The 20,146-nt window shown below is 68.6% G+C and carries 21 protein-coding genes; 7 read left to right on the forward strand and 14 right to left on the reverse strand.

The window, feature by feature from the left end:
• The first annotated feature begins 78 nt into the window (after window positions 1-78).
• Complete coding sequence (locus tag ABMA10_RS13305; protein WP_347869004.1) at window positions 79-579, forward strand: M23 family metallopeptidase; 501 nt, start codon at window positions 79-81, stop codon at window positions 577-579.
• 4 nt (window positions 580-583) lie between these two features.
• Here ABMA10_RS13305 and ABMA10_RS13310 read toward each other — a convergent pair whose 3' ends face one another.
• The 11 genes from ABMA10_RS13310 to ABMA10_RS13360 form a co-directional block, all read right to left on the reverse strand.
• Window positions 584-1,513 (reverse strand): tyrosine recombinase XerC, encoded by a 930-nt coding sequence (locus ABMA10_RS13310; protein WP_431030615.1) that lies wholly within the window; start codon window positions 1,511-1,513, stop codon window positions 584-586.
• Window positions 1,514-1,578: 65 nt separating this feature from the next.
• Window positions 1,579-2,886 carry a DNA-processing protein DprA gene (dprA, locus tag ABMA10_RS13315; protein ID WP_347869174.1) on the reverse strand — a complete coding sequence of 436 codons (1,308 nt, stop codon included), beginning with the start codon at window positions 2,884-2,886 and terminating at the stop codon, window positions 1,579-1,581.
• Window positions 2,887-2,888: 2 nt separating this feature from the next.
• Window positions 2,889-4,418 carry a YifB family Mg chelatase-like AAA ATPase gene (locus tag ABMA10_RS13320; protein ID WP_347869002.1) on the reverse strand — a complete coding sequence of 510 codons (1,530 nt, stop codon included), beginning with the start codon at window positions 4,416-4,418 and terminating at the stop codon, window positions 2,889-2,891.
• Window positions 4,418-4,774: a YraN family protein gene (locus ABMA10_RS13325; protein ID WP_347869001.1), complete on the reverse strand. Its 357-nt coding sequence runs from the start codon at window positions 4,772-4,774 to the stop codon at window positions 4,418-4,420. The genes ABMA10_RS13320 and ABMA10_RS13325 overlap by 1 nt, the downstream gene beginning before the upstream one ends.
• Window positions 4,775-4,890: 116 nt before the next feature.
• Window positions 4,891-5,214: a DUF2469 domain-containing protein gene (locus tag ABMA10_RS13330; RefSeq protein WP_056006841.1), complete on the reverse strand. Its 324-nt coding sequence runs from the start codon at window positions 5,212-5,214 to the stop codon at window positions 4,891-4,893.
• A gap of 12 nt (window positions 5,215-5,226) precedes the next feature.
• A complete protein-coding gene (locus ABMA10_RS13335; RefSeq protein ID WP_347869000.1) occupies window positions 5,227-5,871 on the reverse strand; it encodes a ribonuclease HII in 645 nt (214 codons plus the stop codon).
• Window positions 5,871-6,620, reverse strand: coding sequence for a signal peptidase I (gene lepB / locus ABMA10_RS13340; RefSeq protein ID WP_347868999.1), 750 nt, complete (start codon window positions 6,618-6,620; stop codon window positions 5,871-5,873). Before lepB ends, ABMA10_RS13335 begins: the two co-directional genes overlap by 1 nt.
• Before the next feature lie 124 nt (window positions 6,621-6,744).
• The gene (rplS, locus tag ABMA10_RS13345; RefSeq protein WP_347868998.1) at window positions 6,745-7,092 is read right to left on the reverse strand and encodes a 50S ribosomal protein L19; all 348 of its coding nucleotides are present in this window, start codon (window positions 7,090-7,092) and stop codon (window positions 6,745-6,747) included.
• Window positions 7,093-7,265: 173 nt separating this feature from the next.
• The gene (locus ABMA10_RS13350) at window positions 7,266-7,811 is read right to left on the reverse strand and encodes a hypothetical protein (RefSeq protein ID WP_347868997.1); all 546 of its coding nucleotides are present in this window, start codon (window positions 7,809-7,811) and stop codon (window positions 7,266-7,268) included.
• A gap of 88 nt (window positions 7,812-7,899) precedes the next feature.
• A complete protein-coding gene (locus ABMA10_RS13355) occupies window positions 7,900-8,559 on the reverse strand; it encodes a response regulator transcription factor (protein ID WP_347868996.1) in 660 nt (219 codons plus the stop codon).
• Entirely contained in the window at window positions 8,556-9,806 is a 1,251-nt protein-coding gene (locus ABMA10_RS13360; protein WP_347868995.1) for an ATP-binding protein, read from the reverse strand. Before ABMA10_RS13360 ends, ABMA10_RS13355 begins: the two co-directional genes overlap by 4 nt.
• 126 nt (window positions 9,807-9,932) lie before the next feature.
• Here ABMA10_RS13360 and ABMA10_RS13365 point away from each other — a divergent pair, with 126 nt between their 5' ends.
• Together ABMA10_RS13365 and ABMA10_RS13370 are read left to right on the forward strand one after the other, a co-directional pair.
• Window positions 9,933-11,495, forward strand: a complete 1,563-nt coding sequence (locus ABMA10_RS13365) for a PspC domain-containing protein (RefSeq protein WP_347868994.1) — start codon at window positions 9,933-9,935, stop codon at window positions 11,493-11,495.
• On the forward strand, window positions 11,492-11,767 hold the full coding sequence (locus tag ABMA10_RS13370; protein ID WP_347868993.1) for a hypothetical protein: 276 nt from the start codon (window positions 11,492-11,494) through the stop codon (window positions 11,765-11,767). The genes ABMA10_RS13365 and ABMA10_RS13370 overlap by 4 nt, the downstream gene beginning before the upstream one ends.
• 47 nt (window positions 11,768-11,814) lie before the next feature.
• Here ABMA10_RS13370 and trmD read toward each other — a convergent pair whose 3' ends face one another.
• The 3 genes from trmD to nirD are packed head-to-tail and all read right to left on the reverse strand — an operon-like array spanning window position 11,815 to window position 13,714.
• On the reverse strand, window positions 11,815-12,522 hold the full coding sequence (trmD, locus tag ABMA10_RS13375) for a tRNA (guanosine(37)-N1)-methyltransferase TrmD (RefSeq protein WP_347868992.1): 708 nt from the start codon (window positions 12,520-12,522) through the stop codon (window positions 11,815-11,817).
• Window positions 12,523-12,578: 56 nt separating this feature from the next.
• A complete protein-coding gene (locus tag ABMA10_RS13380; protein ID WP_347868991.1) occupies window positions 12,579-13,343 on the reverse strand; it encodes a sirohydrochlorin chelatase in 765 nt (254 codons plus the stop codon).
• Window positions 13,340-13,714 carry a nitrite reductase small subunit NirD gene (gene nirD, locus ABMA10_RS13385; protein WP_347868990.1) on the reverse strand — a complete coding sequence of 125 codons (375 nt, stop codon included), beginning with the start codon at window positions 13,712-13,714 and terminating at the stop codon, window positions 13,340-13,342. Before nirD ends, ABMA10_RS13380 begins: the two co-directional genes overlap by 4 nt.
• A 205-nt stretch (window positions 13,715-13,919) precedes the next feature.
• Between nirD and nirB the strand changes: the two genes are divergently transcribed.
• From nirB to ABMA10_RS13405, 4 genes are all read left to right on the forward strand, one after another.
• A complete protein-coding gene (nirB, locus tag ABMA10_RS13390) occupies window positions 13,920-16,523 on the forward strand; it encodes a nitrite reductase large subunit NirB (RefSeq protein ID WP_347868989.1) in 2,604 nt (867 codons plus the stop codon).
• Entirely contained in the window at window positions 16,524-17,303 is a 780-nt protein-coding gene (gene cobA, locus ABMA10_RS13395) for a uroporphyrinogen-III C-methyltransferase (protein ID WP_347868988.1), read from the forward strand.
• Between the two features lie 62 nt (window positions 17,304-17,365).
• Window positions 17,366-18,475, forward strand: coding sequence for a uroporphyrinogen-III synthase (locus ABMA10_RS13400; protein ID WP_347868987.1), 1,110 nt, complete (start codon window positions 17,366-17,368; stop codon window positions 18,473-18,475).
• Between the two features lie 220 nt (window positions 18,476-18,695).
• Window positions 18,696-20,102 (forward strand): MFS transporter, encoded by a 1,407-nt coding sequence (locus ABMA10_RS13405; protein WP_347868986.1) that lies wholly within the window; start codon window positions 18,696-18,698, stop codon window positions 20,100-20,102.
• Window positions 20,103-20,146: the final 44 nt, after the last annotated feature.

Consider the following 20,146-nt stretch of genomic DNA (forward strand, 5'->3'; position numbering starts at 1 on the left):
GCTTCGTCGTCGGGCGGCTTCGAGCCCCTGACAGGCAGCCACGCCACCGCGTCCGGCGGTACGCGAGAGGCTTCGAACATGACCATCGCATCCATGGGCCGCGTGCTCCTCCTGTCCTGTCTGTTGTCCGCGCCCCCGGCCGCTGCGTCGACACCCCGGTGGGCCTGGCCGATCGAAGCGCCGCACACCGTCCAGGCGCCGTTCGTCGCGCCTGCGACTCCGTACGCACCCGGCCACCGGGGCATCGATGTCACGGCGCCGACGGGGGTGGCGGTCAGTGCCGCCGCTCCGGGCGTCGTGACGTTCAGCGGGGTCGTGGTCGATCGGCCCCTCGTCGTCATCCGCCACGACGACGGTCTGGTGTCCAGCATCGAGCCGGTGGTGGGGTCGGTCTCCGTCGGCGACACCGTCGCGCGTGGCGCGGCCATCGGCACCGTCGGCGACGGAGGCCATTGCGACGGCTCCTGTGTCCACTTCGGCGTCCGGCGTGACGGCGCATACATCAACCCGCTCCTGCTCCTGGACGATGTCCCAGCGGCCGTACTGCTCCCCGTCGTCCGCGCTCGGACCGCTCAATGACGGATCAGGCGCGCGGGTGGGCGTTGCGGTAGCTCTCCTTGATGCGTTCGACGGAGACGTGGGTGTAGATCTGGGTCGTCGCGAGGCTCGCGTGACCGAGCAACTCCTGCACGGCCCGGAGGTCGGCACCGCCGTCGAGGAGATGCGTCGCTGCGGTGTGCCGGAGCGCGTGGGGCCCCGCCGGTCCACCGCCGGGCACGGCGTCGAGTAATCTCGCGACGAGCGTGTAGACCGAGCGCGGGCCGAGGCGGCCTCCGCGGGTGCCGATGAAGAGTGCTGCGCCCGGTGCGGGCCGCTGTTCACTCGCGACGCCGCGTGCGAACAGCACGGGGCGCGCGCTCGTGAGGTAGTCGACGATCGCCGACTGGGCCGGCACACCGAAGGGGACGACCCGCTCCTTGTCGCCCTTGCCCGTGACGCGGACCGTGAGCCGATCGAGGTCGAGGTCGTCGCGGTCCAGGCCGCACAGCTCCGAGACGCGGAGCGCGGAGGCGTAGAGCAGTTCGACGACAGCGAGGTCGCGCATCGCGTTCGGCTCCCCCGATGATGCCCGGTCTTCGAGGCCTGCGAGCAGTTCGTCGAACGGGCCGCGTCCGACGACCCGCGGCAGCGTGCGACCGGTCTTCGGACTTCGGAGCCGGGCTGCGACATCGATGGCGACACGATCCGTCCGGACCAGCCAGGCGGTCCAGGCCTTGGCCGTTGCGGTGCGCCTCGCCAGCGTCGCCTTCGACGTTCCTGCTTCCGACGCCGCCCACAGCCAGTCCCGCAGGAGTTCGAGGGAGACACCGGCGACGTCGTCCACATCGCGTCCCTCGGCGAAGGCCGCGAGCTGACGGAGATCGGACGAGTACGCGCGCACCGTCTGCGGCGAGAGCCTGCGCTCCGCCGACAGGTGCTCGGAGAACGTCTCGGAGCTGCTGACGATGTCCACGGATCCAGCTTGCCTCACCTCACCGAAAGCGCGCCGCTCCCCCGCCGAGGCCGTCCGGGTGTCCGTCACCCCGGCGCGGCGGACAGTACCCAGCCGTGCTCGCGCTCGTGGACCACACCCACGAGGTCGAGCGCGCCGAGGACGCCAGCGACCTCTCGCGCCGCCAGGCCGCTCGTTTTCGCGATGACGTCGATCGTCCGCGGCGTCCGGAGACTGAGGGCATCACGGACGCGACGCTCCCGGGGCGACGCGAACGCCTCGGCCCGTGCGTCCGCGACATCCCACCCCGTAAGCTCCGCCATCTGCTCGGCATTCGTCACGCACGTGGCGGCGTATTCGCGGATGAGCCGATGGCAACCCGCCGACGCAGGACTGGTCACGGGGCCAGGGACCGCACCGAGTGGTCGGCCGAGTGACGCCGCATGGCCCGCGGTGTTGATGGACCCCGAGCGACTTCCGGCTTCCAGGACGACCGTCGCCGCCGAGGCGGCAGCGATGAGTCGATTCCGCTGCAGGAACCGCCACTTGGTCGGGGTCGAGCCGCACGGCGACTCGCTGAGGATCGTGCCGCCCTCCTCGACGATCCGTCGGATCAACGCGTCATGACCCGCCGGATAGGGACGATCGACCCCGCCCGCGAGATACGCCACCGTAACCCCGCCGCTGCCGAGAGCCGCACGATGAGCTGCACCGTCGACGCCGTACGCGGCACCCGAGACGATCGTGAACCCCCGATCCACGAGCCCCGCCGCGGCTTCGAGCGTCACGTGTTCGCCGTAGCCGGTGGACGCCCGCGCTCCGACCAGCGCGATCGCGCGCTCCCCCGTCGCCGCCTCACCGGAACCGCGAAGCCAGAGCGCGTGCGGTCCGTGCACCCCGAGTGCGTCCAACCCCGGATGCCAGCCCACACCGCCGGGAAGGACGAGCCGAGCACCGACCTCGATCGCCGTTTCACACGCGACGACCAGATCGGCCGCGACCAACCGCGGCGTCCACCGATCGAGCGCATTGCCCAGCACCCGGGACCCGGGCGCCGCCGCTGCCGGCACGTCGACCAGGGTCTCGGGGGCATCGCAACCAGCCGGATCGCCTTCCCAACCGCTCGAGAGGATCCGGCGTTGCAACTCGGCCGGCCCGACACGCTCCAGCACCGCGGACAACGCCTCCGCCGGACCGAGCGCGTCGACGACAAGCCCGGCGACCCCGTCGCCGGGCTCCGCGATCATGGTCCATGCCGCCCGCGCGAACGCAGCGCGCACCGTCTCGGTCTCCAACGCCACCCGGTCCACCGCCACCGCGTCCCCAGTTCCAGGCTGCTCGGCGAGGTCCACGACAAGGCGTCGGACGAGGTCGCTGTCGAGCCCGAACCACATGCTCACGAGATGCCCTTGCGCAGGAGGAGTGCTCGCCCGAGATGCTCGCTCGACGGGCTCGTCGCCCCATCGAGGTCCGCGAGCGTCCACCCCAAGCGGAGGATCCGATCGTAGCCGCGCATCGTGATCCCCCCGCGTTCGAGCGACCGGTCGAGTGCGGAGGTGATCGGTCGAGCGAGCCGCATCCGTGGACTTCGGAGCCATGGTCCGCTCGCCTGCGCATTGGTCCGCCAGCCGGTGCCGGCCAACCGCTCGGCGCTCGCGGCCCGCACAGCCTCGACCCGTGACCGCGCCTCGGCAGTCGTCAGCGGACGGTCGTCGACGAGACCTGCCAGGGCCGAGGTGATCCGCTGGACGCGCACCCGGATGTCGATCCTGTCGAGCAGAGGGCCGGAGATCCGACCGAGGTATCGACGTCTGGCCTGCGGCGGACAGGTACACACGCCATCCGCTGTGCCGTACTGGCCACACGGGCACGGGTTCGCGGCGAGCACGAGCTGGAAGGCCGCCGGATACGTCGCGCTGCCATGAGCGCGATGCACCGTCACGACGCCCGATTCGAGCGGTTGTCGCAGTGAGTCGAGCACGTCCGCCCGGAACTCGGGCGCTTCATCGAGGAAGAGCACTCCGTGCGCTGCGCGGGCCGCGGCCCCCGGCCTGATCTGCCGGGAGCCGCCACCGATGATCGCGGCGGCCGATGAGGAATGATGCGGGTTCTCCCAGGGCGGTCGTCTCGCGAGCACCCCGTCCGGAGCGATCCCGATGAGCGAGCGCAGGCAGCTCACTTCCACCGCGGCCTCTGGACCGAGGTCCGGAAGGATCTCGGGAAGACGAGCCGCCAGCATGGTCTTCCCGGCTCCAGGCGGACCGACGAGCATCACGTGATGACCGCCTGCCGCCGCCGCGATCATCGCGTCCACGGCATCCGGCTGGCCGACGACATCCGCCAGATCCAGAGGCTCGGGGACCGCAAGTGCCTCGGTCCGCAGCCGCACCGGCTCGAGCTCGATCGTCGACAACTCGGCGCCATGCCAGATCGCGGCATCACGCAGCGATGTGGCTCCGATGACCGTGATCCCCGGGACCAGCTTCGCTTCCTCGACGTTGGCAGTCGGGACCATCACCGCGTCGTGCCCGGAACGCGCCACGGCGAGGACCGCCGGCAACACGCCGCTCAGCGGCCGGAGTCGCCCGTCGAGACCGAGCTCGCCGAGGTGCACCACGCGCTCCGCGGACTCGCGTCGGATCAGACCGCCGACGGCGAGGCACGCGATCGCCATCGCGAGGTCGAACGCGCTTCCCTGCTTCGGGAGGGAGGCTGGAGACAGGTTGATGGTGATCTTGCCGCCCGGGAGTTCACAGCCCGAGTTCGCTGTCGCGCTCTTGATGCGATGCGCTGCCTCGCCGAGCGATTTGTCCGGCAGACCCACGATGGCCATCCCCGGAACGGTCGCAGACGCCGAGGCCTCCACTTCGACGATCGCGCCGGTGAGCCCGGCGAGCGCCACGGACCAACTCCGTGCGACGGCCATCAGGACACGCCCCGGAGGTGCTGCAGCCGAGCCTCGCCGCCTGCAGGCAACACGATGCCGATGACGTCGACCCGCATGCGACGCGAACGCGGCCGGTGCTGCGCGCACCAGGCACCGGCGAGGCGGCCGATCCTGGCGAGCTTCAGCGGAGTCACCGCCTCGGCGGGATCGCCGAAGCCGGTACCTGAGCGGGTCTTCACCTCGACGAACACCAGCGTGCCATCGTCGTCTGCGACCACGTCCAGTTCGCCCTGCGAGCACCGCCAGTTGCGATCGAGGATGCGATATCCGCACGCCTCGAGATGGTCTGTCGCCAGTTGCTCACCCTGTCGGCCGAGCTCGTCCTTGTGTGCCATGTGCACCTCCTGTGACCACCCAAGCGGATGTGCAGCAGGCGGAACTGAGGCGCACACAGCTCAGTCGACACTCAGGGAGGAGACCGGTGCTGTGGAGGAGGGTCGGTGCGGGCCGACTACTCGTCGAGTGTGAGTTCCTTCGGAAGCTCGAAGTCACGAGAGGACAGCTGCTCGACGTTGACGTCCTTGAACGTGAGCACGCGGACACTCTTCACGAACCGGTCGGAGCGGTAGACGTCCCAGACCCAGACGTCCGTCATCGAGAGTTCGAAGTAGAAGTCGTTCGCTGTGTCGCGTCGGACGAGTTCGACCTCGTTCGCGAGATAGAAGCGCCGCTCCGTCTCGATCACGTACTTGAACTGACCCACGACATCGCGATATTCGCGGTAGAGGGCCAGTTCGACCTCGCGGTCGTAGTCTTCGAACTCGTCTTCGTCCATGGTCTTTCTATTCTAGGTGTAGGCGGGCAGCCAGCTGCTCCGGTGATGGAGCGTCAGGCCGTGCTCTCCGAGCGCGGCGAGGTGGCGCGCTGAGCCATAGCCCTTGTTGCCCTCCCAGCCGTATTCCGGGAGCGTCTCGTGCAGGTCGATCATGAGTCGATCGCGATGGACTTTGGCCACGACCGATGCCGCAGCGACGGAGGCGCAGTCTCGGTCGGCCTTGATGCGAGTCGTGATCCTCAGCGGTCGCTGGAGCGAACTGCTCAGCCAATCGCTGTTGCCGTCGAGGAGCACCATGGACCCTGCGACGTCTGCGCCGGCCGCGTGCAGTTCGAGCAATGCGCGGCGTCCGGCCAGCCCGAGGCACGCCGTGATGCCCAGCTCGTCGACCTCCGAGGGACTCGCCAAGCCGACCGACGCGAACAACACCCACTCCCGAGCCAGCGGCTCGAGCCGAGTCCTGGCTTTCTCACTGAGCATCTTCGAATCGCGGAGTCCGACGGGGAACTGCCCGCAGATCGGGGCGACGACCACTGCTCCGACCGCCACCGGACCGGCGATGGCGCCGCGGCCCACCTCGTCCATGCCGATGACCGTCGGGACTCCGGCAGCGAAGAGCTCCTCCTCGACGTCGAGCGTTGGTTCGCTGACCGCCATCACTCGTCGTCGGGCTTCGGAATGCCCTGGAACACCGACGGGTAGTTGTCGAGCCACGACCAGTTCGCGGAAGGCCAGGTGATGACGAAGGCACGTCCGACCACGTTGTCGATCGGGACGAACCCACCACCCGGCGTGTCGCCGTTGTATCGGGAGTCCTTCGAGTTGTACCGGTTGTCGCCCATGACCCACAGGGAGCCGTCAGGGACCACGATGTCGAACGGATCAGCGGAGACCTTCTCGGTGCCGGCCGGCAGCTTCACGTACGGCTCGGAGAGCGGCACACCGTTCACCGTCATCTGGCCGAGCGGGTTGCAGCAGGCCACTCGATCGCCAGGCAGTCCGATGACGCGCTTGATCAGATGGTCGTCGCTGTCGGGTGCGACGAGCCCGAAGATCGACAGGACCCATTCGACGGCGGCGGTGATCGGAGGCTGAGGTGCCTCCGCCGTCTGGGGCAACCAGCCGCCCGGGTCCTGGAACACGACGACGTCGCCGCGGTTCAACGAGACCACGTCTGGTACGAGCTCGTTCACCAGGATGCGGTCCTGGATCTGCAGGGTGTTCTCCATCGACCCCGAGGGGATGTAGAACGACCGCACGAGGAAGGTCTTGATGAGGAAGGAGACCAGCAGCGCCACCACGAAGATGATCAGCAGGTCGCGGAAGAACAGCAGGGCGCCGCGCTTACCGCGGGGTCGCCGCGTCTGGTCGGGCGACGTGTCCGTCGCCAGGGAATTGTCTGTCATTTAACCGCCTGAGCTCCCCACCAGCTTATCCGGTGGGGAGCTCAGGGTTGATCGCGCCAGGCGATCGAGGACTGCAGGAACCAGGAGCGGATCGCTCGAAGAACCGGCGCAGACCGGAGGGCGACTAGTTGTCGCGCTTCTCCTTGATCTTCGCCTTCTTGCCGCGCAGTTCGCGGAGGTAGTAGAGCTTCGCGCGACGCACATCACCGCGAGTGACGAGCTCGATGTGGTCGATGTTCGGCGAGTGCACCGGGAAGGTACGCTCGACGCCGACCTGGTAGCTCACCTTTCGGACGGTGAACGTCTCGCGGACACCCTCACCCGAGCGGCCGATGACGACGCCCTGGAACACCTGGATACGGGACTTGTTGCCCTCGATGATGTTCACGTGCACCTTGACGTTGTCGCCGGCGCGGAATTCGGGAATGTCCGTCTTGAGGGATGCTGCGTCGACTGAGTCGAGAATGTGCATGATGATTCCATCTCTGCGACCGCCACAGGTCGACCGCTGAATACGTTCGGAAGGAGGTGTGTGCCAGTTACCGACGTTCCCCTGTGGCAGAACTGCGCAGGCACAAACAGCAATTGTGCCATGAAACACCTCCGGATAGGAAACCGGGCCGGCGTTCTCAGGAAATCGAGCGGTCAGCGTCCTTCGTCGGGCTTCGACTCCTCGACCACGATGAACTCGCCACCGTCGACCGGGCCACGGTCGAACCGCTGTGTCGGGGCACCTGTCGCTGGGCCGGTACCTGGTACTGCACCCGGGATCGTGCCGGGCATGGCCGCCATGCGCTCGAACTCCGCCATCGTCTCGCGAGCACGCTGACTCGTCTCTGTGATGAGCTGTGCGATGGATCCCCAGAACGCGGCGAGCCCCGCTGCGACACCCAGCACTGCCCAGAGCGCGACGCCGGAACTGAACGTCCCGAAGCAGATGATCGTGACGTGCCAGAGTGCGAGCAGGCCGACGTCCGTCCACGAGACGAGCTTCGTCGTCCGGACACTTGCGCGAGCCGAGATGAGGAAGGCGATGGCCGCGAGCGCGATCGCGAGGATCGGCATCGCGATGACGAGACCGAGCAGGCTCCAGCCGCTCTCTCCGAACAGGCCCCAGCCGACGAACGGCCAGGCGGGCAGGATGAAGATCGCGGCGAATCGCCAGTAGTAGAACGCCCGACGGATGATCATGACCTCAGGGTACCGCCGGAGTCCTGAGCGTGCACTGGCCGTTCGCTGACGGCCGACTCAAGGGCACCTCGGAGCTCGGCGAACGGCTTCAGAGGAGCTTGCGCTGCAGAGCCCAGGCGGCGAGTTCATGTCGGGACGACAACTGCAGCTTGCGCAGCACGCTCGAGACGTGGGTCTCGACGGTCTTCACCGAGATGTACAGCTCGGTCGCGACCTCCTTGTACGCATACCCTCGCGCGATGAGCCGCATGACCTCCTGCTCGCGAGCCGAAAGCCGGTCGAGTTCGTCGACCGACTCCGCCGTCTCGCCCGTGACGGCGCCGAAGGCGTCGAGTACGAAGCCCGCGAGGCGTGGCGAGAACACAGCGTCGCCGTCGTGGACGCGCCGGGCCGCTTCCGCCACCTCCGAACCCGAGGAGCTCTTCGTGATGTAGCCGCGAGCGCCGGCGCGGATCACGCGCACGACATCCTCTGCAGCATCGGAGACGCTCAGTGCGAGGAACCGCGTCGAGGGGGCCGACCTGACCGATCCCGCGATCACGTCCGCTCCCCCGCCGCCGGCGCCGCCCGGAAGATGGACGTCCAGGAGGACGACCTGCGGCCGTTCTCGGGCGATCACCTCGATCGCCTGCTCGACATCGGCCGCTTCGCCGAGCACGACGATGTCCGGGCCGAGCTCGCTGCGCAGGCCTGAACGGAAGATGGAGTGGTCGTCCACGATCACGACGGTCACGGTTCGATCGGTCATGCGGAGCTCCTCGGTGTGGTGCGGGTCATGTCGGCCGATGCGGGTGATGACACCGGGCCGACGTCGGAGATCGGCAGCACGAGCCGCACCTCGGTCCCCCGCGCGCCCGGGCCGGATCGGATGGTCGCCTCGCCGCCGATCCGCTGCATGCGTCCGATGATCGATTCACGGACACCGAACCGGTCCGGCGGGACCCGCTCCAGATCGAAACCGGGACCGCGATCCGAGATCGACACCTCGACGCGGTGCGGCGCGGTCTCGAGGTAGACCGACACGTCGCCTCCGGCATGCCGCGCAGCATTCAGGATCGCCTCCCTGGCCGCGGCGAGCAACGGCTCCGGGACATCGTCGATGGTCCGACCGACGGTCACGACGTCGACCCGGACGGCATGGTCGGTCTCGATCACCGCGGCGATGGACCGCAACTCGGTCGCGAGGTCGCCGGTGGGCGCCGTGCTCCCGGTGAACAGCCAGTTGCGCAGCTCCCGTTCCTGCGCGCGAGCGAGACGTGACACCTCGCTCGCGGGGCCGGCCTGTTGTTGGATGAGGGCGAGGGTCTGGAGGACCGAGTCGTGCAGATGCGCTGCGATCTCCGCTCGGTCGGCCTCGCGAAGGCGCGCGGCACGTTCGTCCGCCAGATCGCGGTTCAGCTGCAAGGCCCACGGGGCGACGACGACCGCGACCCCGAGCAACACGGCGATCGCTGCGACGATCACCGTCCACATGTTGGGCTGCTCGCCCGTCACGAAGAACAGGAGGATGCCGAGGACGACGAGGACGAGGGCACCCAGCACACGGACGAGGAGTGCCGGTGAGCCCGGAGCGCGTCCACGCTCGCCGAACTGCCGCCAGGCGAGCGCTGCGCCGGCGAGGACGACGATCACCGGGATGACCGCCTCCAGCGGGATCGCGAGCCCCGTGCGCGTGGCGACGAGCGCAGTCCCTGCTGCAAGGAGCGCGACGCCCAGCAGGATCTCGGTGATCGGTGCACCTCGTCGGGGATCATCCGTCCCGATCACGTGGTCGGCGTCCGCCGAAGGCCGCAACAGGTGCACGCGCGCGTCGAGGGTCGCCTCAGCGTCCTGGGTGGGCGTCATGACCCACAGCCAGAGGTAGAGCAGGACACCGGCGCCACCGCAGGCCCCGAGGAGGACGGTCGCGGTCCGGACGGCGGCGACCGGAACGCCGGTGTGGTCGGCGAAGCCCGCGCACACACCGCCGAGCAGGCGGTGCCGTGGTCGCGTCATCACCCCGGATCCCATGGAGCCATCCAAGCAGCTCCGGCCCGGCTCGGCACCCTGACGAGCGAGGATCAGGGTCCGCTCAGGGTCATACCGGATGGGCGGACGCGACGCGGTCGCCATGATCGAAGCATGACGAACCACAGCACTCCACCCGCCGGGCCGCCGCAAGGGCCCCCGACACAACAGGACGGCGCGACCCGCTTCTTCGACTGGTGGCGCTCCATGGGCCTGCGACGGTCGAGCGAGTCGTGGCTCGGTGGCGTGGCGGGAGGTGTCGCGGAGCGTCTCGGGATCGACCCGGTCATCGTCCGCGGAGTCGCGATCGTGATCGCCATCCTGGGCGGTCCCATCCTCTTCCTCTATGCCGCTGCATGGGCCCTGGTGCCCGACCAGCAGGGTCGGATCCACCTCGAACGCGCCATCCGCGGGGTCTTCGACCCGGCGATGGTCGCGATCGGCGTCATGGCCGTCCTCACTGTCGTGCCGTTCATGCGCGGGCTGTGGTGGGACGGCGTGCCCGGCGCCTGGAACCTTCCCGGCTGGCTCGAATCCACGATGACCGCCGGTTGGGTCATCGCGTTGATCGCCGCGACCGTCTGGCTCATCATCATGTTCGCGCGGCGCGGGCAGACGCAGGCCGCACCACCGGCGCCGACCACGCCACGCCACGACCCGTGGACGAGCGCGGCCGCGACGCCCGGCCCGCACAGCTCGCCGCCCGTACCATGGCACGCCCAGGGCACGGAAGCCGCTCCGGCGCCATCGGCCTGGACGTCGGCACCGACGACTCCGGGCGGTGCACCGGCGTCGAACGACGCCCCGACACGAGCGGGCACCGACATGCCGACCACCCCGCTTCCGACGACCCCGCTCCAGGCGGCCCCGCTCTCCGCAGCCCCTGCAGCGGCCGACTGGCCCGGCGCGCCCACCGCGCAGCGAGGGTGGACGAGCCAGGAGTTCCGGGACGAGATGGACAGACAACGTGCCGAACAGCGAGAACAGCGAGAGAGCGCCGCACGCGAGCGTCGCGTGACCAAACCCGGTGCGGCGTTCGTCGCCATCGCCCTCGGACTCGCCCTCCTCGCCGGTGCCGGATCCGCGGTCTTCGCGGCAGGCACCGGGGCGGTCTCCGCGACCATCATCGTGGTCGGGACGGCCACCGCGCTCGGCACCCTGGCGATCGCGACGATCGTCGCCGGAATCAGTGGACGGGAGAGCGGCTGGCTCGGGTTCTTCACCTTCGTCGCCGTCATCGGTCTCCTCGTCGCCGGCGTCTTCCCCGCCGGTTCGACGTTCTCCTTCGTGGGTCGGACCACCTGGAACGTCAGCTCGGCACCGTCCGGCGAGCAGCAGGGCTACGTCATGATCGCCGGTCAGCCGACGCTCGACCTCCGGGATCTCGACGACGTCGGCGCATCCCGCGGCGGCACGATCGACGTCTGGCTCGTCGCCGGAGAGCTCGATGTCATCCTTCCCGAGGACACTCCGGTCGTCGTCGAGGTGGCGGCGATCGTCGGCGGCATCGATGAGGACAGCGACGACAGGGACCGCGACGATCGACGTGGCGGTGGGCCGTTCTACCAGGACGAGGCGCGCTACGGCCGGACGGCTTCGCCGGACACGACGACGGTGCGCTTGTGGGCGGTCGCCGGGAACACCGTCATCACCGAGCAGCAGGAGGCAGGACGATGAGCGAGCACGACGACCCGACGGCAGCCACCGGGCGACTCCAGGAGCCCGCGGGCCAGACCAAGACCCCGTCGACCACGAGCGGTGGCCGCGCCGCACGCTTCGGGACCATCCTCTGGGGCGTGATCCTGCTGGTGTTCGCCGGCGCGATGCTCACGACGACCCTCACCCAGGTGCGCATCGATCCGCTCGCCTGGGTCACCGGCGGCCTCATCGCCACGGGCGCGGTCCTCGTGGTCGCAGGGGTCGCCGCCGCAGTGCGCCGACGCCCCTGATCGGGCCGGCCCAGCGGCGAGTTGGGCCTAATCGCGCAGGCCTGGTCTCAGCTCTCCGAGGAGTCGGTCGGCAGCAGGTCCGGGCGGACCTCGCGAGTCCGTAGGATCTGCTGTTCGCGACGCCAGCCAGCGATCGCGCCGTGGTTGCCGCTCAACAGGACTGGTGGGACCCCGAGTCCCCTCCACTCGGCAGGCTTCGTGTAACTCGGATATTCGAGCAGTCCGTCTTCGTGCGATTCCTCGACCAGGCTCTCCGGGTTGCCGACCACACCGGGGACCAGACGGCCGATGGCCTCGATCATCGCCATCACAGCGACCTCTCCGCCGTTCAGGACGTAGTCGCCGAGACTCACCAGCTTCACCCGGGCACGGCTCGCCGTGTGCTCGAACACCCGGTGGTCGATGCCCTCGTATCGGCCGCAGCCGAACACCAGCTGGGGCTCCAGCGCCAGTTCTCGCGCCATGGACTGGGTGAAGACCTCGCCGGCGGGCGACGGGAAGATGACGAGCGGTTCGTGCTCGGTGTCATCACCGAGGATGCCGTCGAGTGCCTCCCCCCATGGCTCGGGCTTCATGACCATCCCTGCGCCGCCGCCGTAGGGAGTGTCGTCGACAGTGCGGTGGCGGTCGTGAGTGGAGTCGCGCAGATCGTGGATGCCGAGTTCGATGAGACCGGTCTGGCGCGCTTTGCCGAGCAGCGAGAGGTCCAGGGCATCGAAGAAGGTCGGGAAGATCGTGACGATGTCGATGCGCATGACGAGCAGTCTATTCGCGCAGCGCCGGGCGCCTCATCACGGCGGGCTGTCCGCGTTCAGGCCCCGAGCAGCTGCAGTGCTTCCTCGTAGCGGTCGACGACCAGCTCGACGATGCCAGGGTCCGGTGCCTCGCCGGGATGCAGGATCGGAGCCGTGACGAGGTCTGCACCCGCCTGCTCGAGGAGGCTCGCGAAGTAGCCGGGGGCAAGCAGATACGTCGCGACGATGATCCGCCCGCGAGGTCGGCCACTCCTCGCGGCTGCGACGGCATCGGGCACCGATGGCTGCGCCGCGGAGACGAACGCCGTGGTCACCGGCACACGCAACCGCGATTCCAGTCGACGACCAATGTCGAAACAGTCCTCGACCGCCCGCGCATCGGTCGAACCTGCGGCACCGAGCATGATGCGGTCGTCGGGAGTGACGCGCAACGCCTCCAAGCGGCGCGCGAGCACGGCCACGAGCCGATCGTCCGGGCCCAAGGCACGTCCGAGCGCGGTCGGGCGGTCCGTCGTTTCGAGGTCCTCCACCAGGTCCACGTGCACGTGGAAACCCGCGGAAAGCAGGAGAGGGACGACCACGGCTGGCTGCTCGGGAGCGATGGACCTGAGCGTTGCCGGCACGTCGGGCTGCTGGACGTCCACGAAGCCGCCGGTGACGTGCAGGTCTCGGCGCTTCTCGGCGACGGCAGCGACGAGCGCAGCGACCGACGCCTGCCCGACGGGACAGCTCGTGCCATGCGAGACTGCGGCGAGCGCCGGCACGGTCGCCGTGCGCGCTCGGACACCTCGGATGGGCAGGATGGGGTCGAGGAGGGTCATGCGTCCTCTCCGAGTTCGATCTCGAGGAAACCGCCGACGATGCGGGTCCGAAACGTCTGCAGGAAGAGCTTCGGGTCGGTGAAGCACTCTCCGGTGCCGAGGTCGTACACCTGCTTGTGGAGCGGGGAGGCGATCGTCGGTCGTTCCCCGCGGGAGCCGACGATCCCGCGGGCCATCACCGGTGCAGAAGTGTCCGGGTCACGATGGTCGACGGCGTAGACCTCGCCGGCACCGACGCGGAAGACGGCGACCTGTCTGGCGCGGAGGAGGGCGACCTCGCCCCAAGAGAGCTCGAGCTCGTCGATGGCGCACACTCGCCGCCAGTCGGCGAGAGCCGTTCGTCCCGTGTCGTCCTGCATCGTGATGCTCATCGTCGGCCTCCTGGTCGTCCGTCGGTGCTCCGACGGTACGGGCGCGTTGTTTCCTGGGAGCACTCCGGGTGTTTCCACGATGTGAAACCGACCTCACATCCACTCTCGACGAGTGTGTGCTCCTCGACCCGGCCGGGACACACAGAGGCAACCGTCCGGAAACGCCCGCTCAGTACGCTCGCTGGAACACGAGCCGAGGAGGCCCATGATGATCGATCCCACTCCTGCCGTCCCCCTTCGCCGCATCGTCGTGATCGGTGGCGGACCGGCCGCTCATCGTCTCGTCGACGCGCTGCACAGCCGGGACGGGGGTCGGTCGATGCATGTGACGGTCATCTGCGAGGAGCTGCACCGACCGTATGACCGGGTAGCGCTGAGCAAACGACTCGACGACGCCACGGTCGACCTCACCCTCACCCCTTCGGCGGTCTGGAGCGAGCAGCATGTGTCGTTGCTGCTCGGCGAACGCGCCGAGCGAATCGATCGTGAGATGCGCACAGTCCTCACCTCCCTCGGACGCGTCGTGGAGTGGGACGAGCTCGTCCTGGCGACCGGGTCCGCCGCTCCCGTGCCCGAGATCGGCGGGTTCGAGCATGCGATGGTCTACCGAACGCTCGACGATGTCGATCTGCTGGTGTCGGAGATCGCCCGCATCGGCGAGTCTCGGGGCAGGCCGGCTCGGGTGATCGTCGCCGGCGGCGGACTTCTCGGGCTCGAGGCGGCCGGCGGCGCTGCACGCCTGGGTGCCGAATCGAGCGTTGTGCATTCCGGTTCCTGGCTCATGTCGGCGCAACTCGACGAGGGGGCGGGCCGAGCTCTCGGCCGCATCATCACGGGTCAGGGGATCGACCTCCATCTCGGCACGCGGCCGCGGTCCATCATCGTCGGCGAGGACGGCGCGGTGTCCGGGGTGAGATTCTCCAGCGGCCAGCAGACCGCGGCGGACATCGTCGTGTTCGCCATCGGCATCCGTGCCCGGGACGAGCTTGCGCTGGATGCCGGACTCGACCTGGGCGAGCGGGGCGGAGTGGTCATCGGGACCGACTGCCGGACATCTGCAGACGGTATCTGGGCGATCGGCGAGGTCGCGAACTTCGAAGGACGTTGCACCGGGCTCGTGGCTCCGGCGAATGCGATGGCTGAAGTCGCCGCGGACCGCCTCCTCGGCGGGTCCGCCGAATTCACGACCGTCGACGACGCCACCAAGTTGAAGCTGTCGGGCGTCGACGTCGCGAGCTTCGGTGATGCGCTCGCGACGACCGAGCACAGTCTGGAGATCGTGTACGCCGACCCGGCTCGCGGCCTCTATCAGAAGCTCGTCATGACGGACGATGCGAAGACCCTCCTCGGCGGCATCTTCGTCGGCGACGCCTCCCCCTACGCATCGCTTCGTCCGCTGCTCGGCAGTGAGCTGTCGAGTGAACCCGCCGCATATCTGTCGGCCTCCGGCAGAGACGCACCGGCCGGCGACGAGCTACCGGACGCAGCACTGGTGTGCGCCTGCAATGCCGTGACTGCGGGCACCGTCCGCGATGCGATCAACGGGGTCCATGGCGAGGCGTGCACCGAGCTCGGATCGCTGAAGACGTGCTCACGAGCCGGAACCCAGTGCGGCTCGTGCGTCCCACTCGTGAAGAAGATCCTCGAGACCGAGCTGACGAAGTCGGGCATCGCCGTCTCCCACGCACTCTGCGAGCACTTCGAGCTGTCCCGCCAAGAGTTGTTCGAGACGATCCGCGTCCTCGGTCTCACCTCGTTCGACGAGATCATGGAGCGATTCGGTACGGGTCGCGGCTGCGACGTGTGCAAGCCGGTCGTCGGATCCATCCTCGCCAGCCAGCAGGGCGGCTACATCCTCGACGGTGGCCGCGGCGCACTGCAGGACACCAACGACCGCGCGCTCGCGAACATGCAGAAGGACGGGACATACTCGGTCGTCCCTCGTATCCCCGGCGGTGAGATCACCCCACAGAAGCTCGCCGTCATCGCGCAGGTCGCGACCGACTACGGCCTCTACACGAAGATCACCGGCGGTCAGCGCATCGACCTGTTCGGTGCACGGCTCGAACAGCTCCCGGACATCTGGCGCATCCTCGTCGACGCAGGATTCGAGTCTGGCCAGGCGTACGGCAAGTCGCTCCGCAACGTCAAGAGTTGCGTGGGATCGAGCTGGTGCCGCTTCGGCGTCCAGGACTCCGTCGGCATGGCCGTGCACCTTGAACTGCGATACCGCGGCCTGCGTGCCCCACACAAGTTCAAGTTCGGCGTCTCCGGTTGCGCGCGCGAGTGCGCAGAGGCGAGAGGCAAGGACGTCGGCATCATCGCGACCGAACAGGGGTGGAACATGTACGTCGGCGGCAACGGCGGATTTCAGCCGACGCACGCGCAGCTGCTCGTCGGCGACCTCGACGACGAGACACTGATCCGCTACATCGACCGCTACCTCATGTACTACATCCGCACGGCAGACCGACTCCAGCGCACCGCGCGGTGGATGGAGGACATCGACGGCGGTCTCGACCACGTCCGCGAGGTCGTCGTCGAGGACTCGCTCGGTCTCGGTGCCGAGTTGGAACAGGCGATGGCAGATCATGTGGATGGCTATGAGGATGAGTGGGCGGCGACGCTCGCCGATCCCGAGCGTCTGCGCAGGTTCCGGTCGTTCGTGAATGAACCGGGCACAGCGGAACCACGGCTCGCCAGGGTCGCGGAGCGCGGCCAGTACCGGCCTGCCACGAGTGATGAGGTCGAGCGCGGCGAAGCCGTCTACCTCACAGGGCCTACGATTCCTCTGAGGGAAGGCGCGTAGATGGCAGGACGAGGCAGGGTCACGCTGGTCGGTGGCGGGCCGGGAGACCCTGAACTCCTGACCGTCGCGGCCGTCGCAGCCCTCCGCGAAGCCGAGGTTGTCCTCTACGACCGGCTCGCCCCACACGACACCCTCGCCTCACTCGCGCCCGACGCGCTCCTGGTCGACGTGGGCAAACGCCCCGGCCACCACCCGATCGGCCAGGAGGGCATTGAAGCCCTCATGGTCCAGCACGCACTCGACGGCTCCGTCGTGGTCCGGTTGAAAGGTGGCGATCCGTACGTCTTCGGACGCGGAAGCGAAGAGGTCCTCGCCTGTCACCGCGCAGGCATCGCCGTGCGTGTCATCCCGGGCGTCTCGAGCTCGATCGCTGTCCCGGCGGCGGCCGGCATCCCGCTCACGCACCGCAACCTCAGCCACCTCTTCACCGTCGTCAGCGGGCACGCGCCCCTGAGCGACGACGAACACAGGCACCTTGCCGGGCTCGGCGGGACCGTCGTCGTGCTCATGGGCGTCGGAACCCTACCGTCCATCTGCAACGGGCTGCTCACCGCGGGCCTGGCAGCAGAAACCCCCGTCGCGATCGTCGAACGTGGCTTCAGTGAGACTCAGCGCACGACCATCGCCGATCTCGGCTCGATCCTGCATGTCGCAGCCGCCGCCGCGGTCCGATCGCCGGCCGTCATCATCATCGGCCACGTCGTCTCGTTCGCCTTCGACGGTGACGCGGAGGCAAACGCGCTCATGGAACGAGCCGAGCGTCTGGCGGCCCTGGCGTGATCGACGAACGGCCCGGCGCGTCAAGCGGTGGTCCAGACGCCGGCGCCGATAGCACGACGCCCGTGCCCGGCTTCCGCGCCGACCAGCTCGAAGGCTTCAGGATCGGTGTCACGAGCGACCGCCGTTCACAGGACCTGATCGACGCGTTCGAGCGCCGTGGCGCGACGGTCGTGCACGCGCCGACGCTGCGCATCGCCCACGCCCAGCACGATGAGCCGCTCATCGACGACACCCGCGACATCATCGCCGCGCGTCCAGACATCCTCCTGGCCACCACCTCGTACGGAGTCCGCCGCTGGTTCGAGGTGGCCGACGCCGCCGGCCTCGGCGACGAACTCGTCGAGGCGTTGGTCGACACCGCGATCCTCGTCCGCGGTCCGAAGGCCCGCGGTGCCATCCGCGCTGCAGGGTTGAACGACGTCGGGATGAGTGACCGTGAGACCACGGCGTCCCTCGTCGACAAGGTCATGGCCGACTACCCCGCTGGCCGCCGAGTGGCGGTCCAGCTGCACGGCTACACCGACGAACGCCAGCTCGATCGATTGCGGGCAGTGCACGACGAGGTGCACACCGTCGCGCCGTACCGGTGGACCGACCCGGACGCGACCGACGATCGCGTACGCAAGCTCGTCGAGGCGATCGTGAACGGGTCGCTCGACGCCGTCACCTTCACCAGTGCACCCTCGGTCGTCGCACTGTTCACCGCCGCTGAAGCGCTTGGGCAGGAGGACGCCGTCGTGGATGCGTTCCGACGCGACATCCTCTGTGCAGCGGTCGGCCCGGTGACGGCAGCCCCCCTGCTCGCCCAGGGCATCGAGCCGATCGTGCCCGAACGCTTCCGGATGGGTGCCCTGATCCGGCTCCTGTGCGAACACCTCGAGCAGCATGCCATCCTGCGCGCAGAGACACTGCACGGCGCGATCGCAATCCGCGGCGCCATCGTCGAGCTTCCGGGGTCGCGGGTACGGCTTCCGCCGAATTCGCTCGCCCTTCTCCGTGCGCTCGTGCGGGCCAACGGTGCAGTGCTGTCCCGGAGCGCTCTGGTCGATGCGTTGCCTGCCGCGGCGGACCATCACGCACTCGAGGTGCAGATGAGCCGACTGCGCCAGGCCGTCGGCGTCCCGGGACTCATCAACACGATCGTCAAGCGCGGTTACCGTCTCGACGTGTGACCGCGAGATCGGCCATGCCCGTTGCGCCCGATCCGAGCCGGAGCGAGCCGCGACACGTTGTCGCGCCGACGCCCCGGCAACGGTCTCACCACGTCCCTCGACCGCTGTGAGTAAGCGGTGACCCAGGGTTTACCTGGCTCGTCAGGTCTCGAAACACGGCCTCGGTAGCTTCGGAGACAGCAGACGTCCCGTCCCGCTTCACCGACCGCTCGGAGCAGCCATGACCACGAACCTCGAAGCCGCGACAACCGCTCCGACGACCGGAACGGCCACCGCACTCACACACCGCCCAGGACGATGGATCGACGGCTGGAACCCGGAGGACACCGCGTTCTGGGAGCGGGAGGGCCGCACCATTGCCGGCCGGAACCTGCGGTGGTCGATCTTCGCCGAGTTCCTCGGCTTCGTCGTCTGGCAGTTGTGGAGCATCGTCGTCGTGATGCTGCCCACGGCAGGCTTCTCCTTCTCGACCGCTGAGACCTTCTGGCTCATCTCGATGCCGAGTCTCGTGGGTGCCACGCTACGTTTCCCCTATTCGTTCATGGTCCCCCGTTTCGGCGGACGCAACTGGACGATCATCTCGGCCGGACTCCTCCTCATCCCGTCGATCGCACTCGCACTCTGCGTCGGGAACCCGGACACGCCGTTCGGCGTGATGCTCGTGGTCGCCGGTCTCGCAGGCTTCGGCGGTGGCAACTTCGCGAGCTCGATGTCGAACATCACCTACTTCTACCCGCAGCGCGAGAAGGGTTGGGCCCTCGGTCTGAACGCTGCCGGCGGCAACCTCGGCGCCGCAGTCGCGCAGTTCGTCGTCCCGATCGCCGTCACCATCGGCGCTGCGGCGACACTCAACCTGAGCCTCGCCGGATGGATCTGGGTCCCGCTCATCCTCGTGGCGATGTTCGGCGCCTACCGGTACATGGACAACCTCTCCTCGGCGAAGGCAGACCTGCGCGGCTCCGCAGCAGCGCTCCGCGAACCGCACCTCTGGCTGTTGGCCCTGCTCTACATCGGCACCTTCGGATCCTTCATCGGCTTCGCGAGTGTGTTCCCGAAACTCATCGCCGACCAGTTCCCGAGCTTCTCGACGTTCGCGGTCGGTTCTGCGTCCATCTCGCTGGCGTTCCTGGGAGCCCTCATCGGCTCGCTGGCGCGTCCGTTCGGCGGACGCCTCGCGGACAGGTTCGGTGGCGCCGTCGTCACCATGAGCGCGTTCGCCGTCATGGCACTCGGTGCGCTCGCTGTCCTCTGGACGCTGCCGCTCGCGAACTTCTGGCTCTTCCTCGGCTGCTTCCTGATCCTCTTCGTCGCCGCGGGAGTCGGGAACGGATCCACCTATCGCATGATCCCGAGCGTCTTCGCCGCCCGCTCAGGTCTCGAGGACGCCCACCGGAGCGGCGGTGACGTCACGACGCAGCGCAAGTCGGCTGCAGCGCTCGGACTCATCTCGGCCATCGGTGCCTACGGCGGCTTCGTCATCCCGCAGATCCTCGGCCTCTCCCACAGTCGGACGGGCAACTACTTCTCGGCCTTCATCGGATTCGTCGGCGCGTATGTCGTCCTGTTCGCACTGACGTACCTCGTCTACTTCCGTCGCAATGCTTCGCTCGCCGGCCAGCGGCTCTGAGCGGCTCGATCGCTGCTCCGCACCGGATGAACCGATCAGAGGAC

It is taken from the genome of Plantibacter sp. RU18, from assembly GCF_050613355.1.
Taxonomy (GTDB): domain Bacteria; phylum Actinomycetota; class Actinomycetes; order Actinomycetales; family Microbacteriaceae; genus Plantibacter.

What these genes read in the sequence shown, in the direction of transcription:
- ABMA10_RS13305 (WP_347869004.1), top strand. Translation starts at nt 79, where the DNA reads ATGACCATCGCATCCATGGGCCGCGTGCTCCTCCTGTCCTGTCTGTTG.
- dprA (WP_347869174.1), bottom strand. Translation starts at nt 2,886, where the DNA reads ATGTGGTTCGGGCTCGACAGCGACCTCGTCCGACGCCTTGTCGTGGAC.
- ABMA10_RS13320 (WP_347869002.1), bottom strand. Translation starts at nt 4,418, where the DNA reads ATGGCCGTCGCACGGAGTTGGTCCGTGGCGCTCGCCGGGCTCACCGGC.
- ABMA10_RS13325 (WP_347869001.1), bottom strand. Translation starts at nt 4,774, where the DNA reads ATGGCACACAAGGACGAGCTCGGCCGACAGGGTGAGCAACTGGCGACA.
- ABMA10_RS13330 (WP_056006841.1), bottom strand. Translation starts at nt 5,214, where the DNA reads ATGGACGAAGACGAGTTCGAAGACTACGACCGCGAGGTCGAACTGGCC.
- ABMA10_RS13335 (WP_347869000.1), bottom strand. Translation starts at nt 5,871, where the DNA reads ATGGCGGTCAGCGAACCAACGCTCGACGTCGAGGAGGAGCTCTTCGCT.
- lepB (WP_347868999.1), bottom strand. Translation starts at nt 6,620, where the DNA reads ATGACAGACAATTCCCTGGCGACGGACACGTCGCCCGACCAGACGCGG.
- rplS (WP_347868998.1), bottom strand. Translation starts at nt 7,092, where the DNA reads ATGCACATTCTCGACTCAGTCGACGCAGCATCCCTCAAGACGGACATT.
- ABMA10_RS13350 (WP_347868997.1), bottom strand. Translation starts at nt 7,811, where the DNA reads ATGATCATCCGTCGGGCGTTCTACTACTGGCGATTCGCCGCGATCTTC.
- ABMA10_RS13355 (WP_347868996.1), bottom strand. Translation starts at nt 8,559, where the DNA reads ATGACCGATCGAACCGTGACCGTCGTGATCGTGGACGACCACTCCATC.
- ABMA10_RS13360 (WP_347868995.1), bottom strand. Translation starts at nt 9,806, where the DNA reads ATGACGCGACCACGGCACCGCCTGCTCGGCGGTGTGTGCGCGGGCTTC.
- ABMA10_RS13365 (WP_347868994.1), top strand. Translation starts at nt 9,933, where the DNA reads ATGACGAACCACAGCACTCCACCCGCCGGGCCGCCGCAAGGGCCCCCG.
- ABMA10_RS13370 (WP_347868993.1), top strand. Translation starts at nt 11,492, where the DNA reads ATGAGCGAGCACGACGACCCGACGGCAGCCACCGGGCGACTCCAGGAG.
- trmD (WP_347868992.1), bottom strand. Translation starts at nt 12,522, where the DNA reads ATGCGCATCGACATCGTCACGATCTTCCCGACCTTCTTCGATGCCCTG.
- ABMA10_RS13380 (WP_347868991.1), bottom strand. Translation starts at nt 13,343, where the DNA reads ATGACCCTCCTCGACCCCATCCTGCCCATCCGAGGTGTCCGAGCGCGC.
- nirD (WP_347868990.1), bottom strand. Translation starts at nt 13,714, where the DNA reads ATGAGCATCACGATGCAGGACGACACGGGACGAACGGCTCTCGCCGAC.
- nirB (WP_347868989.1), top strand. Translation starts at nt 13,920, where the DNA reads ATGATGATCGATCCCACTCCTGCCGTCCCCCTTCGCCGCATCGTCGTG.
- cobA (WP_347868988.1), top strand. Translation starts at nt 16,524, where the DNA reads ATGGCAGGACGAGGCAGGGTCACGCTGGTCGGTGGCGGGCCGGGAGAC.
- ABMA10_RS13405 (WP_347868986.1), top strand. Translation starts at nt 18,696, where the DNA reads ATGACCACGAACCTCGAAGCCGCGACAACCGCTCCGACGACCGGAACG.